Annotated in this window: 24 protein-coding genes; all 24 read right to left on the bottom strand. The window is 65.7% G+C overall.

Going from position 1 to position 12,762, the window contains the following annotated elements; all coding sequences use genetic code 11:
• Positions 1-52 precede the first annotated feature (52 nt).
• The 24 genes from ACIGEZ_RS14530 to rpsS all read right to left on the bottom strand — a co-directional run bounded on the left by ACIGEZ_RS14530 (position 53) and on the right by rpsS (position 12,751).
• Positions 53-1,075, bottom strand: a complete 1,023-nt coding sequence (locus tag ACIGEZ_RS14530; protein WP_003966937.1) for a DNA-directed RNA polymerase subunit alpha — start codon at positions 1,073-1,075, stop codon at positions 53-55.
• A 139-nt stretch (positions 1,076-1,214) separates the two neighbouring features.
• Positions 1,215-1,619 carry a 30S ribosomal protein S11 gene (gene rpsK, locus ACIGEZ_RS14525; protein WP_003956432.1) on the bottom strand — a complete coding sequence of 135 codons (405 nt, stop codon included), beginning with the start codon at positions 1,617-1,619 and terminating at the stop codon, positions 1,215-1,217.
• A 66-nt stretch (positions 1,620-1,685) separates the two neighbouring features.
• Positions 1,686-2,066 carry a 30S ribosomal protein S13 gene (gene rpsM / locus ACIGEZ_RS14520; protein ID WP_015035595.1) on the bottom strand — a complete coding sequence of 127 codons (381 nt, stop codon included), beginning with the start codon at positions 2,064-2,066 and terminating at the stop codon, positions 1,686-1,688.
• A 186-nt stretch (positions 2,067-2,252) separates the two neighbouring features.
• Positions 2,253-2,366 (bottom strand): 50S ribosomal protein L36, encoded by a 114-nt coding sequence (rpmJ, locus tag ACIGEZ_RS14515; RefSeq protein ID WP_003956441.1) that lies wholly within the window; start codon positions 2,364-2,366, stop codon positions 2,253-2,255.
• Positions 2,367-2,428: 62 nt separating this feature from the next.
• Positions 2,429-2,650 carry a translation initiation factor IF-1 gene (gene infA / locus ACIGEZ_RS14510; protein ID WP_003956442.1) on the bottom strand — a complete coding sequence of 74 codons (222 nt, stop codon included), beginning with the start codon at positions 2,648-2,650 and terminating at the stop codon, positions 2,429-2,431.
• Positions 2,651-2,801: 151 nt separating this feature from the next.
• Positions 2,802-3,653 (bottom strand): type I methionyl aminopeptidase, encoded by an 852-nt coding sequence (gene map, locus ACIGEZ_RS14505; protein WP_399830402.1) that lies wholly within the window; start codon positions 3,651-3,653, stop codon positions 2,802-2,804.
• Positions 3,654-3,751: 98 nt separating this feature from the next.
• Positions 3,752-4,399 (bottom strand): adenylate kinase, encoded by a 648-nt coding sequence (locus ACIGEZ_RS14500; RefSeq protein ID WP_399830400.1) that lies wholly within the window; start codon positions 4,397-4,399, stop codon positions 3,752-3,754.
• Positions 4,399-5,718 carry a preprotein translocase subunit SecY gene (gene secY / locus ACIGEZ_RS14495; protein ID WP_399830398.1) on the bottom strand — a complete coding sequence of 440 codons (1,320 nt, stop codon included), beginning with the start codon at positions 5,716-5,718 and terminating at the stop codon, positions 4,399-4,401. Before secY ends, ACIGEZ_RS14500 begins: the two co-directional genes overlap by 1 nt.
• Before the next feature lie 213 nt (positions 5,719-5,931).
• Positions 5,932-6,387 carry a 50S ribosomal protein L15 gene (gene rplO / locus ACIGEZ_RS14490; RefSeq protein WP_128985125.1) on the bottom strand — a complete coding sequence of 152 codons (456 nt, stop codon included), beginning with the start codon at positions 6,385-6,387 and terminating at the stop codon, positions 5,932-5,934.
• Position 6,388: 1 nt separating this feature from the next.
• Complete coding sequence (gene rpmD / locus ACIGEZ_RS14485) at positions 6,389-6,571, bottom strand: 50S ribosomal protein L30 (protein WP_005313525.1); 183 nt, start codon at positions 6,569-6,571, stop codon at positions 6,389-6,391.
• A complete protein-coding gene (rpsE, locus tag ACIGEZ_RS14480) occupies positions 6,571-7,176 on the bottom strand; it encodes a 30S ribosomal protein S5 (RefSeq protein WP_030201551.1) in 606 nt (201 codons plus the stop codon). Before rpsE ends, rpmD begins: the two co-directional genes overlap by 1 nt.
• Positions 7,177-7,221: 45 nt before the next feature.
• A complete protein-coding gene (gene rplR, locus ACIGEZ_RS14475) occupies positions 7,222-7,605 on the bottom strand; it encodes a 50S ribosomal protein L18 (RefSeq protein WP_399830396.1) in 384 nt (127 codons plus the stop codon).
• A 3-nt stretch (positions 7,606-7,608) separates the two neighbouring features.
• Positions 7,609-8,148 (bottom strand): 50S ribosomal protein L6, encoded by a 540-nt coding sequence (gene rplF / locus ACIGEZ_RS14470; RefSeq protein WP_399830394.1) that lies wholly within the window; start codon positions 8,146-8,148, stop codon positions 7,609-7,611.
• Positions 8,149-8,168: 20 nt separating this feature from the next.
• Complete coding sequence (gene rpsH / locus ACIGEZ_RS14465) at positions 8,169-8,567, bottom strand: 30S ribosomal protein S8 (RefSeq protein ID WP_132912404.1); 399 nt, start codon at positions 8,565-8,567, stop codon at positions 8,169-8,171.
• Positions 8,568-8,790: 223 nt separating this feature from the next.
• Positions 8,791-8,976 (bottom strand): type Z 30S ribosomal protein S14, encoded by a 186-nt coding sequence (locus ACIGEZ_RS14460; protein WP_003956452.1) that lies wholly within the window; start codon positions 8,974-8,976, stop codon positions 8,791-8,793.
• 5 nt (positions 8,977-8,981) lie between these two features.
• On the bottom strand, positions 8,982-9,539 hold the full coding sequence (gene rplE / locus ACIGEZ_RS14455) for a 50S ribosomal protein L5 (protein ID WP_399830617.1): 558 nt from the start codon (positions 9,537-9,539) through the stop codon (positions 8,982-8,984).
• Positions 9,536-9,847 carry a 50S ribosomal protein L24 gene (gene rplX, locus ACIGEZ_RS14450; RefSeq protein WP_137993932.1) on the bottom strand — a complete coding sequence of 104 codons (312 nt, stop codon included), beginning with the start codon at positions 9,845-9,847 and terminating at the stop codon, positions 9,536-9,538. Before rplX ends, rplE begins: the two co-directional genes overlap by 4 nt.
• A gap of 2 nt (positions 9,848-9,849) precedes the next feature.
• Complete coding sequence (rplN, locus tag ACIGEZ_RS14445; RefSeq protein ID WP_003956455.1) at positions 9,850-10,218, bottom strand: 50S ribosomal protein L14; 369 nt, start codon at positions 10,216-10,218, stop codon at positions 9,850-9,852.
• Between the two features lie 97 nt (positions 10,219-10,315).
• Positions 10,316-10,597, bottom strand: coding sequence for a 30S ribosomal protein S17 (rpsQ, locus tag ACIGEZ_RS14440; protein WP_376635403.1), 282 nt, complete (start codon positions 10,595-10,597; stop codon positions 10,316-10,318).
• On the bottom strand, positions 10,597-10,821 hold the full coding sequence (gene rpmC, locus ACIGEZ_RS14435; RefSeq protein ID WP_361445390.1) for a 50S ribosomal protein L29: 225 nt from the start codon (positions 10,819-10,821) through the stop codon (positions 10,597-10,599). The genes rpsQ and rpmC overlap by 1 nt, the downstream gene beginning before the upstream one ends.
• A complete protein-coding gene (rplP, locus tag ACIGEZ_RS14430) occupies positions 10,821-11,240 on the bottom strand; it encodes a 50S ribosomal protein L16 (protein WP_351657484.1) in 420 nt (139 codons plus the stop codon). The genes rpmC and rplP overlap by 1 nt, the downstream gene beginning before the upstream one ends.
• A 5-nt stretch (positions 11,241-11,245) precedes the next feature.
• Positions 11,246-12,079 (bottom strand): 30S ribosomal protein S3, encoded by an 834-nt coding sequence (gene rpsC / locus ACIGEZ_RS14425; RefSeq protein WP_365337568.1) that lies wholly within the window; start codon positions 12,077-12,079, stop codon positions 11,246-11,248.
• Positions 12,079-12,426, bottom strand: a complete 348-nt coding sequence (gene rplV, locus ACIGEZ_RS14420) for a 50S ribosomal protein L22 (protein WP_030359020.1) — start codon at positions 12,424-12,426, stop codon at positions 12,079-12,081. Before rplV ends, rpsC begins: the two co-directional genes overlap by 1 nt.
• Positions 12,427-12,469: 43 nt before the next feature.
• Positions 12,470-12,751: a 30S ribosomal protein S19 gene (gene rpsS / locus ACIGEZ_RS14415; RefSeq protein ID WP_003948639.1), complete on the bottom strand. Its 282-nt coding sequence runs from the start codon at positions 12,749-12,751 to the stop codon at positions 12,470-12,472.
• Positions 12,752-12,762: the final 11 nt, after the last annotated feature.

Genomic DNA, 12,762 nt, shown 5'->3' with positions numbered 1-12,762 from the left:
CGTGTCAGGTACCGGGGTCAGGGCCCCGCGGGCGGACGCCCGCGGGCAGCTATCAGTACTGCTCGGTCTCGACGAAGCCGGCGTCGGCGTCGTCGTCCGCGCCGAAGGCGTCGGCGGCAGCGGTCGGGTCGAATCCGGGCGGGCTGTCCTTCAGGGCCAGGCCCATGCCGGCCAGCTTCGCCTTGACCTCGTCGATCGACTTCGCACCGAAGTTGCGGATGTCGAGCAGGTCGGCCTCGGAGCGGGCGACGAGCTCACCCACGGAGTGGATGCCCTCGCGCTTGAGGCAGTTGTACGACCGAACGGTGAGCTCGAGCTCCTCGATCGGCAGCGCCAGGTCGGCGGCCAGGGCGGCGTCCGTCGGGGACGGGCCCATGTCGATGCCCTCGGCGTCGATGTTGAGCTCGCGCGCCAGACCGAACAGCTCGACCAGGGTCTTGCCGGCCGACGCCATGGCGTCACGCGGACGCATGGCCTGCTTGGTCTCGACGTCGACGATCAGCTTGTCGAAGTCGGTGCGCTGCTCGACTCGGGTCGCCTCGACCTTGTAGGTGACCTTGAGCACGGGGCTGTAGATGGAGTCGACCGGGATACGGCCGATCTCCTGGCCCACCTGCTTGTTCTGGACGGCGGAGACGTAACCGCGACCGCGCTCGACGGTCAGCTCCATCTCCAGCTTGCCCTTGCCGTTGAGCGTGGCGAGGACGAGGTCCGGGTTGTGCACCTCGACACCGGCCGGCGGCGCGATGTCGGCGGCGGTGACCAGACCCGGGCCCTGCTTGCGCAGGTACATCACGACCGGCTCGTCGTGCTCCGAGGAGACGACCAGCTGCTTGATGTTCAGGATGAGGTCGGTGACGTCCTCCTTGACGCCCGGCACGGTGGTGAACTCGTGCAGGACGCCGTCGATGCGGATGCTGGTGACAGCAGCGCCGGGGATCGACGACAGGAGGGTGCGGCGGAGCGAGTTGCCGAGGGTGTAGCCGAAGCCCGGCTCCAGCGGCTCGATGACGAACCGGGAGCGGAACTCGTCGACGACCTCTTCGGTCAGCGACGGACGCTGAGCGATAAGCATGTCTTCGTTTCCTTCGGTTGTGGGCGCCCACTATTTGACGCCCGACAGGTACTGCGGGGTACTGCCAAGGGTACGGGCGGCACGTCCCTTCACAGGGTCGTACCGCCCGGACACTCAAAGACGCACAGGCGTCGCTGCGTCAGACGCGGCGGCGCTTCGGCGGGCGGCAGCCGTTGTGCGGGGTGGGGGTGACGTCCTGGATCGAGCCGACCTCGAGGCCGGTGGCCTGGAGGGAGCGGATCGCGGTCTCACGGCCGGAGCCGGGACCCTTGACGAAGACGTCGACCTTGCGCATGCCGTGCTCCTGCGCGCGGCGGGCGGCCGACTCGGCGGCCATCTGCGCGGCGAAGGGGGTGGACTTGCGCGAGCCCTTGAAGCCGACGTGGCCGGCGGAGGCCCAGGAGATCACGTTGCCCGAGGGGTCCGTGATCGAGACGATCGTGTTGTTGAACGTGCTCTTGATGTGGGCGTGCCCGTGAGCGACGTTCTTCTTTTCCTTGCGGCGCACCTTCTTGGCAGCGCCCTGACGACCCTTGGGGGGCATCTATAACTCCTACGGGAGGTGGTCGGTCCTACAGCGAAGACCGCTTGGTCAAGCGTCCGCTGAGGACTACTTCTTGCCCGGCTTCTTCTTGCCGGCGATGGCGCGACGCGGGCCCTTGCGGGTACGAGCGTTCGTGCTGGTGCGCTGGCCGCGGACGGGCAGGCCACGACGGTGGCGCAGACCCTGGTAGCAGCCGATCTCGACCTTGCGGCGGATGTCGGCGGCGATCTCGCGGCGGAGGTCACCCTCGGTCTGGAGGTTGGCGTCCACGTACTCGCGGATCTTGACGAGGTCTTCCTCGGCAAGGTCGCGGACACGGGTGGACGGGTTCACGCCGGTCGCGGCGAGAATCTCCTCGGACCGGGTACGCCCGATACCGAAGACGTAGGTGAGTGCGACCACCACACGCTTTTCGCGCGGGATGTCAACACCGGAAACGCGTGCCATTCAATGGCTCCTGTGTGTTCGGGGGTCTTCCGCAAAGCCGCTCCTCATTCGCCGTATGAGGTACGAATCAGGTCCCCGGCCCCCGCCGGAGGTGCCGCCGACCCTTGCGGGCTGGGCGGGCTCTGCGTATGTACGTACTGCTTGCGTCGCGCGAAGAACTGCGAGATGCAGGTCGGTCGGCGTGCGTCAGCCCTGGCGCTGCTTGTGGCGCAGGTTGTCGCAGATGACCATGACCCGACCGTGGCGGCGGATCACCTTGCACTTGTCGCAGATCTTCTTGACGCTCGGCTTGACCTTCATGGGATGTGAGGTTCTCCGGGTCAGTGCCACCACCCGCGGGGAAACGCGGGTACAGGCAAGATCTACTTGTACCGGTAGACGATCCGGCCACGCGTCAGGTCGTACGGAGACAGCTCCACGACGACCCGGTCGTCCGGGAGGATTCGGATGTAGTGCATCCGCATCTTGCCGGAGATGTGCGCGAGGACCTTGTGACCGTTCTGGAGCTCCACCTTGAACATAGCGTTCGGGAGGGACTCGATCACGGTGCCCTCGATCTCGATGGCACCTTGCTTCTTGGCCACGCTTCGCCTTTCGAATCGGCTACCTTGATCGACTCTCGATCCGTGTGCGGACACACGGGTACACGAGAGCCGACGCATCAGTCTACGTCAGGCCCCTGGAAAAGACGAATCCGGGAAGAATGCCCACCGCAGAAGATCGTTACGCAACGGCTCAGGCAAGCGGGTCCGGCGCCGCCGTGACGCCCAGCTCCGCGAGCTTCGCCTTGCCTCCGTCGACGGCGGTGAGGACCAGCGGGCCCTCCTCCGTCAGGGCGACCGAGTGCTCCCAGTGGGAGGACCAGGTGCCGTCGGTCGTGATGACCGTCCAGTCGTCGGCGAGGACCTCGGTCTGCGCGGTGCCGAGGGAGACCATCGGCTCGATGGCCAGGCAGAAGCCGGGGACCAGCTTCGGGCCCTTGCCGCGCTTGCGGGAGACGTAGTTCAGAAGGTGCGGGTCCATGTGCATCTCGGTGCCGATGCCGTGGCCGCCGTAGTCCTCGATGATCCCGTAACGGCCCAGGCTGTGGTCACCGACCGCCGGGCGCGGCTGGCGCTTGATGTACGTCTCGATCGCCTTCGAGATGTCGACGAGACGGGCACCGAGCCGCATCGCCGCGATGCCGGCCCACATCGACTCCTCCGTCACCCGGGAGAGCTCGACCAGCTCCGGTGCGTGACCGGTGCCCACGAAGGCCGTGTACGCCGCGTCGCCGTGCCAGCCGTCGACGATCGCGCCGGCGTCGATGGAGATGATGTCGCCGTCCTTCAGGACGGTCTTCTCGTCCGGGATGCCGTGGACGACGACCTCGTTCGCCGACGTGCAGATGGTCGCGGGGAAGCCCCCGTACCCGAGGAAGTTCGACTTCGCCCCGTGGTCGGCGATCACCTTGCGCGCGACCTCGTCCAGATCACGGGTGGTGGCGCCCGGCACCGCCGCCTCGCGGGTGGCCGCGTGGATGGCCGCGACGACCAGCCCCGCCTCGCGCATCTTCGCGATCTGCTCGGGGGTCTTGATCTGCACCATCGTGGTCGGAGCCTTTCCTTGCGGGTACACGGGACAGAACAACGATACGGCCGCGGCGCCCTCCCGGGCACCGCGGCCGTATCGCACGAACCGTGGGGTTACTTCTTCAGCGCCGCCATCGCGCGCGCCGTGACCTCGTCCACCTTGCCGAGCGCCGAGATCGTCACGACCAGGTTCTGCGCCCGGTAGTAGTCGATGATCGGCTCGGTCTGCGTGTGGTAGACCTCCAGGCGCCGGCGGACGGTCTCCTCGGAGTCGTCGTCGCGCTGGAAGAGCTCGCCGCCGCAGACGTCGCAGACGCCCTCGGTCTTCGGAGCGTTGTACGTCAGGTGGAACACGTGCGAGGAGTCGTTGCGGCAGATGCGGCGACCCGCGATCCGCTTCACGACCTCGTCCTCGGGGACCTCCAGGTCCAGGACCGCGTCCAGCTGCATGTCCTCTGCCTTGAGGACCACATCCAGAGCCTCGGCCTGGGCCACGTTGCGCGGGAACCCGTCGAGCAGGAAGCCGTTCACGGCGTCGTCCTGCTCCATGCGGTCCTTGGCCATCCCGATGGTCACCTCGTCCGGTACGAGGTCACCGGCGTCCATGTACGCCTTCGCCTTGAGCCCGAGCTCCGTGCCCTGCGAGATGTTGGCACGGAACAGGTCGCCCGTGGAGATGTGCGGGATGTCCAGGTTCTTGGCAAGGAACGCGGCCTGCGTTCCCTTGCCGGCCCCGGGCGGTCCGACGAGGACGATTCGCATCAGCGGAGGAACCCTTCGTAATTGCGCTGCTGGAGCTGGCTCTCGATCTGCTTCACGGTCTCAAGACCCACACCCACGATGATGAGGATGCTCGTCCCGCCGAACGGGAAGTTGGCATTGGCGCCACCGAAGCCTGCCAACGCCATCGTCGGCACAAGAGCGATCAGACCCAGATACAGCGAGCCCGGCCAAGTGATCCGGTTGAGCACGTAGCTCAGATACTCGGCAGTAGGTCGACCAGCCCGGATACCCGGGATGAAGCCACCATACTTCTTCATGTTGTCCGCGACTTCCTCGGGGTTGAACGAGATCGCCACGTAGAAGAAGGCGAAGAACACGATCAGAAGGAAGTACGCGGCGATGTAGTAGGGGTGGTCACCCTTGACGAAGTGGGCTTCGATCCAGGTCTTCCACCCCGCGGTGGAGTTCGAGAACTGCGCGACCAGGGCCGGGATGTAGAGCAGCGACGACGCGAAGATGACAGGAATCACACCTGCCTGGTTCACCTTCAACGGGATGTAAGTGGACGTACCGCCGTACGACCTGCGGCCGATCATCCGCTTCGCGTACTGCACCGGGATGCGGCGCTGGGCCTGCTCGACGAAGACGACGAGGGCCACCATCACGAAACCGATCAGGATGACGGTGCCGAACTCGATCCAGCCCTTGGCGAGCTTGCCGCTCTCCTTGATGGCCCACAGGGCGCCCGGGAAGCCGGCGGCGATCGAGATGAACATGAGGATGGACATGCCGTTGCCGATGCCGCGGTCGGTGATGAGCTCACCGAGCCACATGACGACGGCGGTGCCCGCGGTCATGGTGATGACCATGGTGGCGGTGGTGAAGATCGACTGGTCCGGGACGACCTGGTTCGCGACCGTGCAGCCGCTGAACAGCGCACCGGTGCGGGCGGTGGCCACCAGGCCGGTGCCCTGGAGGATGGCGAGGGCGATCGTCAGATAACGCGTGTACTGCGTGATCTTGGTCGTGCCCGACTGCCCCTCCTTCTTGAGGGCTTCCAGACGAGGGATCACGACGGTCAGCAGCTGCAGGATGATGCTCGCCGTGATGTACGGCATGATGCCGAGCGCGAAGATGGTGATCTGCAGCAGCGCCCCGCCACTGAACATGTTGACGAGGCCGAACAGGCTGTTGTTGCCCTGGCTCGCCTGGTCCACACACTGCTGCACGGCCTTGTAGCTGACACCGGGTACGGGGATGTGTGCCCCGAGGCGGTACAGCACGATGATGCCCAGCGTGAAGAGCAGCTTCTTGCGCAGGTCGGGCGTCTTGAACGCCCGGGCGAACGCGGTGAGCACGGTGCCTCCTGCGACCCCCGCGCTATGCGTCAGAGGTGACGGTCTTGAGGTTCGACGAATAGGTAAGAGTCATGGAGACCGTGCGGACACACCGCGCGGAGTCTAGACATTGGACGCCACCTTACCGGCGGACATGGCCCCCTAGGAACGACCAACCGGGGATGCCCCTTTTGGGAGGCATCCCCGGTCGGATGTTCAGGCCATCGAGTCGTCTCAGACGAGCTCGGTGACGGTGCCGCCGGCGGCGGCGATCTTCTCCTTGGCGGAGCCGGAGACGGCGTCGACCGTCACCTGCAGCGCCACGGAGACCTCGCCCTGGCCCAGGACCTTGACGAGCTGGTTCTTACGAACCGCACCCTTGGCGACCAGATCGGCCACCGTGACCTCGCCACCCTGCGGGTAGAGCGCGGCCAGCTTGTCCAGGTTCACGACCTGGTACTCGGTGCGGAACGGGTTCTTGAAGCCCTTCAGCTTCGGGAGACGCATGTGGAGGGGCATCTGGCCACCCTCGAAGCGCTCCGGAACCTGGTAACGGGCCTTCGTGCCCTTCGTACCACGACCGGCCGTCTTACCCTTCGACGCCTCACCACGACCCACACGGGTCTTGGCGGTCTTGGCGCCCGGGGCGGGACGGAGGTTGTGGACCTTCAGCGGGTTGTTCTCCGCCATGTCAGTCGACCTCCTCGACCGTCACGAGGTGGCGGACGGTGTGCACCATTCCGCGGAACTCGGGGCGGTCCTCCTTGACGACCACGTCGTTCAGGCGCTTGAGCCCGAGCGAACGCAGGGTGTCGCGGTGGTTCTGCTTGCTACCGATGTACGACTTCGTCTGCGTGATCTTGAGGCGAGCCATTACGCACCCGCCCCGGCACGCGCACGGAGCAGAGCCGCGGGAGCGACGTCCTCGAGGGGCAGACCACGGCGAGCCGCGATCTCCTCGGGACGCTGCAGGCCCTTCAGGGCCTCCACGGTCGCGTGCACGATGTTGATCGCGTTGTCGGAGCCGAGCGACTTCGACAGGATGTCGTGAACGCCGGCGCACTCCAGAACGGCGCGCACCGGGCCACCGGCGATAACACCGGTACCGGGGGAAGCAGGCTTCAGCAGGACGACGCCCGCAGCCTTCTCACCCTGGATGGGGTGCGGGATGGTGCCCTGGATACGGGGGACCTTGAAGAAGTGCTTCTTGGCCTCCTCAACACCCTTGGCGATGGCGGCCGGCACCTCCTTGGCCTTGCCGTAACCGACACCTACGGTGCCGTCACCGTCACCCACCACGACCAGCGCGGTGAAGGAGAAACGACGACCACCCTTGACAACCTTGGCGACGCGGTTGATCGCGACAACGCGCTCAACGTACGCGGTCTTCTCGGCGGCAGCGGCGCCACCGTCGCGACCCTTCCGGTCCCGCCGCTCGCCGCCACCGGCACCGCTGCCGCGGCGCTGGGGTCCAGCCATTGGATTACCTCTCTCTGTTACGTCCGTTAGTCCCGGAACCGGGGCTTAGAACTTCAGCCCGGCTTCGCGGGCGGCGTCAGCCAGAGCGGCAATGCGCCCGGCGTACCTGTTGCCACCACGGTCGAACACGACGGCCTCGACACCGGCGGCCTTGGCGCGCTCAGCGACCAGGGCACCGACCTGCTTGGCCTGCGCGGACTTGTCACCCTCGCCACCACGGACCGACGCGTCCAGGTGCGACGCCGACGCCAGGGTGTGACCCTTGAGGTCGTCGATGACCTGAGCGGTGATACCGCGGTTGGAACGCGTCACGACGAGGCGCGGACGCTCCGCCGTACCCGACACGTGCTTGCGAATGCGCAGGTGACGGCGCGCCTTGGCAGCGCGCTTGTAAGCGTCGCCCTTGGCGATCTTCACACCGTATGCCATGGCTTACTTACCAGCCTTTCCGACCTTGCGGCGGATGACCTCACCCGCGTACTTCACGCCCTTGGCCTTGTAGGGGTCGGGCTTGCGAAGCTTGCGGATGTTGGCGGCGACCTCGCCGACCTTCTGCTTGTCGATGCCCTCGACCGAGAACTTGGTCGGCGACTCGACCTTGAAGGAGATGCCCTCGGGCGCCTCCACCACGATCGGGTGGCTGTAGCCGAGCTGGAACTCCAGGTTGGAGCCCTTCGCGGCAACGCGGTAACCGACACCGCTGATCTCGAGCGCCTTGGTGTATCCCGTGGTCACACCGGTGATCATGTTGGCCACCAGCGTGCGGGACAGGCCGTGGAGGGCCTTGTTCTGACGCTCGTCGTTCGGACGGGTGACGTTCAGAACGCCGTCCTCGCCCTTAACGATCTCGATCGGAGCGGCGACGGTGTGCGTCAGCGAGCCCTTGGAGCCCTTGACGGTGACCGTGCGGCCCTCGATGGTGACGTCCACGCCGGCGGGAACCGGGATGGGGAGCTTGCCAATGCGAGACATAGCTTTTCCTCCGTTCCCGACTACCAGACGTAGGCGAGGACTTCCCCACCCACGCCCTTCTTCTGAGCCTGCTGGCCGGTCAGGAGACCGTGGGACGTGGAGATGATCGCCACGCCCAGGCCGCCGAGAACCTTCGGCAGGTTGGTGGACTTCGCGTAAACCCGGAGGCCCGGCTTCGAGATCCGCTTGATGCCCGCGATGGAGCGCTCACGGTTCGGACCGAACTTGAGGTCGAGCACGAGGTTCTTGCCGACCTCGGCGTCCTCGACCTTCCAGCCCGTGATGAAGCCCTCCTGCTGGAGGATTTCCGCGATGTGAGACTTGATCTTGCTGTGCGGCATCGTCACGGTGTCGTGGTACGCCGAGTTCGCGTTACGCAGACGCGTGAGCATGTCTGCGATGGGATCAGTCATGGTCATGAATTGGCCTTCGGCCTCTCTCGCCGGGGTTTCCTGGTGCACCATCCCTCTCCCTGATCCGAGACGGGGCGGGTGCGGTGCGGTGGACCTACGGCGTAGTAAGTCGTACGGGCGACGGACGCCCAACCCCACTAGCCTAAGCCATGCGGGGATGGGCCTCCGCCAACCCAATGCTTACCGAGAGACTCCTGTGGTTCCCTGACGCCCTACGGGCGAGGGGGAATTACCAGGAGCTCTTGGTCACGCCCGGCAGCTCGCCACGGTGAGCCATCTCACGAAGGCAGACGCGGCACAGGCCGAACTTGCGGTACACGGAGTGCGGACGACCGCAGCGCTGGCAGCGGGTGTACGCACGCACACCGAACTTGGGCTTACGAGCAGCCTTGGCAATCAGAGCCTTCTTCGCCATCTCGCTTACGCCTCCTTGAAGGGGAAGCCGAGGTGACGGAGAAGGGCACGGCCCTCAGCGTCGTTGGTCGCCGTGGTCACCACGGTGATGTCCATACCCCGGGTGCGGTCGATCTTGTCCTGGTCGATCTCGTGGAACATGACCTGCTCGGTGAGACCGAAGGTGTAGTTGCCACGGCCGTCGAACTGCTTGGGGGACAGACCACGGAAGTCGCGGATGCGCGGCAGCGCCAGCGACAGGGTGCGGTCCAGGAACTCCCACATGCGGTCGCCACGGAGCGTGACGTGGGCACCGATCGGCTGGCCCTCACGCAGCTTGAACTGCGCGATGGACTTGCGGGCCTTGGTGACGGCCGGCTTCTGACCGGTGATCGTGGTGAGGTCGCGGATCGCGCCATCGATCAGCTTCGAGTCACGGGCGGCGTCGCCGACACCCATGTTGACCACGATCTTCACGAGGCCGGGGATCTGCATGACGTTCTCGTACTTGAACTCGTCACGCAGCTTGCCCGCGATCTCCTCGCGGTACTTCGTCTTGAGACGCGGAGTGGTGGTAGCCATCAGATGTCCTCACCCGTCCGCTTGGCAACGCGGATCTTGTTGCCCTCGTCGTCGAAGCGGTAACCGACACGCGTGACGACCTTCTTGCCGTCCTTCTCCACGACCAGCTGGACGTTGGAGACGTGGACCGGAGCCTCGGTCGTCACGATGCCGCCGGCCTGCGAGGGGCCGGCCTTGGTGTGCTTCTTGACCCGGTTGACACCCTCGACCAGGACGCGGTCCTCGCGGGGGAAGGCCGCGATGACCTTGCCCTGCTTGCCCTTGTCCTTGCCGGTGATGACCTGAACCAGGTCGCCCTTCTTGATCTTCATGCTTACAGCACCTCCGGCGCGAGCGAGATGATCTTCATGAACTTCTTCTCGCGCAGCTCACGGCCCACCGGGCCGAAGATACGGGTGCCGCGAGGGTCGCCGTCGTTCTTCAGAATGACGGCGGCGTTCTCGTCGAAGCGGATGTACGAGCCGTCCTGGCGGCGGCGCTCCTTGACGGTGCGAACGATGACCGCCTTGACGACGTCACCCTTCTTCACGTTGCCACCGGGGATCGCGTCCTTGACGGTGGCGACGATGACGTCACCGATGCCCGCGTAGCGGCGACCGGAACCACCGAGAACACGGATGCAAAGGATCTCCTTGGCACCAGTGTTGTCGGCGACACGCAGTCGCGACTCCTGCTGGATCACGTCTATCTCCTGATTGTCTGCCGGTTCCCGGCAGGGGTTGATCGCTCAACCCCTGCCGAGCCTGGCGGAACGAACCCGAGGGAAACCCCTCGGATAATTACTTGGCCTTCTCGAGGATCTCGATGACGCGCCAGTGCTTCGTCGACGACAGCTTCCGGGTCTCCATCAGGAGGACACGGTCGCCGACGCCGGCAGCGTTCTGCTCGTCGTGAGCCTTGAGCTTGTTGGTACGGCGGATGACCTTGCCGTACAGCGCGTGCTTGACGCGGTCCTCGACAGCGACGACGACGGTCTTGTCCATCTTGTCGCTGACGACGAGGCCCTCACGGACCTTGCGGGCGTTGCGCTCGGTCTTCTCAGTCACGTTGTTCTCGCTCATCAGGCGTTCTCCACCGTCTCGATGCCCAGCTCACGCTCGCGCATCAGGGTGTAGATCCGGGCGATGTCCTTACGGACGGACTTGAGCCGACCGTGGTTCTCGAGCTGGCCCGTCGCCGCCTGGAAGCGGAGGTTGAACAGCTCTTCCTTGGCCTCGCGGAGCTTGGCGACAAGCTCCTCGTTGCCCAGCTCGCGCAGCTCGGACGCCTTGGTACCGGCGGTCATCACAGCTCACCTGCCTCGCGCTTAACGATCTTGCACTTCATCGGCAGCTTGTGAGCCGCACGGGTCAGGGCCTCGCGCGCGATCTTCTCGTTCGGGTAGGACAGCTCGAACATCACCCGACCGGGCTTGACGTTCGCGATCCACCACTCCGGCGAACCCTTACCGGAACCCATGCGGGTCTCGGCAGGCTTCTTCGTGAGCGGACGGTCCGGGTAGATGTTGATCCAGACCTTGCCGCCACGCTTGATGTGGCGGGTCATCGCGATACGGGCCGCCTCGATCTGGCGGTTGGTCACGTACGCCGGAGTCATGGCCTGGATGCCGTACTCGCCGAACGCAACCTGCGTACCACCCTTGGACATACCGCTGCGCTTCGGGTGGTGCTGCTTGCGGTGCTTGACCCTACGGGGGATCAGCATTTCGGTCAGGCCTCCGTTCCGGTGCTCTCAGCAGCCGGAGCGGCGGCGGGAGCGTCGGCCTTGGGGGCCTCGGCAGCCTGAGCCTGCTGCGGCTTGCGACCGCGACCGCCACGCTCGCCACCACGGCCACCGCGGCCGGCCGGACGGTCAGCGCCGCCACGGGCCGGGCGGTTGCCCGCACGGGCAGCAGCGTTCTCGGCGCGGACCTCGGCGATGTTCTTGACGTCGCCCTTGTAGATCCAGACCTTCACGCCGATGCGGCCGAAGGTGGTCTTGGCCTCGAAGAAGCCGTACTCGACGTTCGCACGGAGCGTGTGCAGCGGCACACGACCCTCGCGGTAGAACTCCGAGCGGGACATCTCGGCGCCGCCGAGACGGCCACCACACTGGATCTTGATGCCCTTGGCGCCGGCCTTCATGGCGGACTGCATGCTCTTACGCATGGCCCGACGGAAGGAGACGCGGGAGGACAGCTGCTCGGCGACGGCCTGGGCCACCAGCTGAGCGTCGACCTCGGGGTTCTTGACCTCGAGGATGTTCAGCTGGACCTGCTTGCCGGTCAGCTTCTCGAGCTGGCCACGGATCTTGTCGGCCTCGGCGCCACGGCGACCGATGACAATGCCCGGGCGAGCGGTGTGGATGTCCACGCGGACACGGTCACGGGTGCGCTCGATCTCAACCTTCGAGATGCCGGCGCGCTCCATGCCGGACGTCAGCATCCGCCGGATGGCGACGTCTTCCTTGACGTAGTCCTTGTACAGCTTGTCGGCGTACCAGCGCGACTTGAAGTCGGTGGTGATGCCGAGCCGGAACCCGTGCGGGTTTACCTTCTGGCCCATTACCGGGTTCCTTCCTTGCTGCTGACGACCACGGTGATGTGGCTGGTCCGCTTGCGGATCCGGTAGGCACGGCCCTGAGCACGCGGACGGAACCGCTTCAGGGTCGGACCCTCGTCGACGAACGCCTCGCTGATGAACAGCGAAGAGGCGTCCGTGTGGTCGTAGTTGTGCGCGGCGTTGGCGATGGCGCTGTCGAGCACCTTGCCGACGGGCACGGAGGCGGCCTGCGGAGCGAATCGCAGGACCGCCTGGGCCTCCGTGGCATCCATGCCACGGATGAGGTCCACCACGCGGCGGGCCTTCATGGGCGTGACGCGGATGTACCGCGCCTGGGCCCTGGCTTCCATGGTTGTCCCTTCAGTTTCTTACGTGTCTGAATGCGATCCGCTACTAGCGGCGCTTCGACTTCCGGTCGTCCTTGACGTGACCCCGGAAGGTACGCGTCGGCGAGAACTCGCCGAGCTTGTGACCGACCATCGACTCGGTGACGAACACCGGGATGTGGGTCTTGCCATTGTGCACGGCGATCGTGTGGCCCAGCATGGCCGGGACGATCATCGAGCGACGGGACCAGGTCTTGATGACGTTCTTGGTGCCGGCTTCGTTCTGGACATCCACCTTCTTGATGAGGTGGTCGTCGACGAAGGGCCCCTTCTTGAGACTGCGCGGCATCTAAACCCGCT

Source organism: Streptomyces sp. NPDC085481, from assembly GCF_044541845.1.
In the GTDB taxonomy this organism is placed as follows: Bacteria; Actinomycetota; Actinomycetes; order Streptomycetales; family Streptomycetaceae; genus Streptomyces.
Note: the sequence above shows the minus strand (reverse complement) of the source record. Positions and strands in the feature narration are given on the sequence as shown.